1 protein-coding gene is annotated in these 3,195 nt (G+C 59.5%); it reads left to right on the top strand.

The annotated features are described in order from the left end of the window. Positions 1 to 1,006: 1,006 nt before the first annotated feature. The coding region (locus GOACH_RS22210) for a DNA methyltransferase (protein WP_005180316.1) at positions 1,007 to 3,195 on the top strand (2,189 nt) is incomplete at its 3' end.

The following is a 3,195-nucleotide window of genomic DNA, read 5'->3' on the forward strand; positions in this document are numbered from 1 at the left end:
CCCCTCAGATATCGCACCGACGTTGGCTATCGAGATGCACACCGTGAATCTGTTCTATGACACAAGAGGGGATCAACCCTCGGCGCCGTGCGTCGTGTTTAGACGGCAGTACCCGCCAGACGACCCGTCTACTCGAGTTCTTACGCCTGGAGTCGCAAGCATTGAGTCAGCGGCTACCCGTATTGCGCAACGACAGCGTTCTTCCCGGTCGACTTATCTCCTGTACGACCACCACGCTATCCCAGAGGGAGCAACCGTTGATTTGAATTTGCGCGGCGCCATTGCGCTGGATCTAGTGGCTGAAGTAGAGCAGTGGATCGGGGAACGTCCAGAGCGAGGACACGCGACATGGACGCGTCACAGGGATAAGCCACTCCGCTGGCTTGCAGACGACGAAGAGTCTGACCGGTCTTGGACTCCGACTAGCCTCGCGAGGCACATCGTTGCCGCAGCAACTGGACTGACCCGAGACGCTATACCGGGCGGAGACGTCTGGCTCTATGGCGAAAAGAACCTGATAACGCTCGCGCGTGAGGTGTCGACCTAGTGTAACAATCACTGGAAAGCCTACGTGCCGAGAACTACGGTCCTTGGGGCTGAATCCCGTAACTGACGCCATACGGTGAGGCAGCACTTGCTGCCGTGTTCGGATGCTGTCATCGGATGCGCAATCAGGTGGATAGCACGTCGGTGAGACTAGTGACAGATAGCTGATCCTGGACCTGGTCGAGGCCGCGAGGGATTGAAGGTTCATCCATAGGCCGGGTCGACGTAACTGATGATTATCGGCGCGGATACATGGAAGGACGAGGTCGGCGGTTTCGCGGTCGGGCAGTTGCTGGACGATCCGAGCTCTCAACGGCGTCGACGTCGACTATCTGGTCCGCCATACGTGGCACCTGGACGCCACCCGCTCACCGAGGAATACCGGCGGTTCGACCAAGTCGGTGTGGAAGGTGGGGTGCAGCGGCAAGGCGATCGAGCCCGAACTCTAAGGTCTGAAAGTGTGTTATCGCACAGGGAAGCTCTCGCAGCGTTCGTAACCTACCGTCACGCCCACCTGATCGGAGACGAGAAGGGCGAAGCCCAGGTCTTTCTTGATCGCCTATTTCAAGCGTTCGGGCACGGCGGTGTACGTGAGGCCGGGGCAACCCTTGAGGGCCGCATCCGCAAGGTCGGTGAACGCGGCACCTCGTTCGCCGACCTGATCTGGAAACCGCGCTGCATCATCGAGATGAAGAAGGCCGGCACCGACCTGTCGCAACACTTCCGGCAGGCATTCCGGTATTGGATGGAAGCTGTGCCTAGCCGACCCCGCTATGTGGTGCTATGCAACTTCGACGAGTTCTGGGTCTACGACTTCGACCAGCAGATGGAAGCACCTATCGACGCTGTCCGGCTCGATGACCTCCCGCAACGCCGCGAAGCGCTGGCATTTCTACTGCCCGAACCCGAGAAACCGATCTTTCTCAATGACCTCGTCGAGGTCACTCGAGAGGCCGCAGCCAAAGTGTCGGGGGTGTTCCGATCGATGAAAGACCGGGGAGTTCCACGCACCGACGCACAACATTTCGCGCTGCAATCGGTGGTCGCGATGTTCTCCGAAGATATCGGGTTGCTCCCCGAAAAGTTCTTCACCCGTACTTTGCAGGACGCTGCAACAGGCCGCGACGCATACGATCTGCTGGGATCACTCTTTCGTGAGATGAACAGCCCAGGGCGTACCGGTGGCGGAATGTTCATCGGGACACCGTATTTCAACGGCGGACTCTTTGAAACCGTCACACCGATCGAGATGACCGACAGCGAACTCGCTGCCATGCGGTCCGCTGCGCTCACGAACTGGGCCGAGGTCCGCCCCGAGATCTTCGGCACCTTGTTCGAGACATCGATGGAGAAAGGGGAGCGCCATGCCTACGGGGCGCACTTCACCTCGCAGGCTGATATCGCCCACGTGGTGACGCCATGCATCGTAGATCCCTGGATGGAACGAATCGACGCGGCACGATCCATCGCCGAGCTCGAACAGATCCGATTTGATATGGGTCGCTTTCGGGTCCTCGACCCTGCATGTGGTTCGGGAAATTTCCTCTACGTCGCCTACAGGGAAATGCGGCGGTTAGAAGCCGAAGTTCTCACGCGGATCGATCAACGCCGTAAAACCAAAGACAAGGCTCAATACGCCCTGACCTACGTCACCCCCGACCACTTCCTCGGTCTCGACAATAATCAGTTTGCCGTCGAAGTCGCCAAAGTAACCATGATGATGGCCAAGAAACTCTCCGCCGACGAGCTCGACGAAAGCGCCGACTCCGCACTACCACTCGACAATCTCGACGCGGTGATCACCTGGGGCGACGCCCTGTTCACGCCCTGGCCGAAAGCCAACGTGATCATCGGCAACCCGCCCTACAACGGACGCCGCAAGATGACGAGGGATCTCGGCGCCGACTACGTCGCCCGCCTCGACGAAAAGTACCCAGGACCAGGTGTGTCAGACTTCGTCACCTACTGGTTTCCCCTCGCCCACCGAGCGCTGCCCGATGGCGGCCGCGCCGGCTTCGTGGCCACACAAGCTATCCGAGACAACCACTCCCGCCGAGCATCTTTGGATTACATCACCGAACACGACGGCACAATCTTCGACGCCGTCTCGTCAAAACCGTGGTCGGGAGACGCGGCCGTGCATGTATCGATCATCAACTGGATCAAGGGAAAGGACCACGAACCCGAGAAAAAGACCCTCTGGCTCGACAATGGAGACCTGCGACTGCCCGTCGACACGATAGCTCCGACACTGCGACCCACCACCGATGTGCGGCGCGCCTTCGCCCTGGCAGGCAATAGACAACCCAAGCGCATCTTCCAAGGGCAGACCACCGGAGCGGTCGACGCATTCCGACTCGACGCCGCCGAGCACGCCGCCCTGATCGCTAAGGACCCCCGCTCAGCTCAATTCATCCACCCGGTCATCGGAGGCGATACCCTGCTGCACTCGGTAACGCCCACCCACTACGTGATTGACTTGCCTCATGATGATGCGCTGATTGTCCGCAGGCAGGCGCCAAAAGCAGTCGAAAGACTTGAGCAAACGATACTGCCGAAACGTACTGAGGCGGCAGAACGCGAGGCCCGTCACAACGCCGCGATTCTTGAACGCAATCCTTCGGCCAGACTCAACCGGCATAAGCAGAA

The sequence above is a fragment of the Gordonia aichiensis NBRC 108223 genome (assembly GCF_000332975.1).
Lineage (GTDB): Bacteria > Actinomycetota > Actinomycetes > Mycobacteriales > Mycobacteriaceae > Gordonia > Gordonia aichiensis.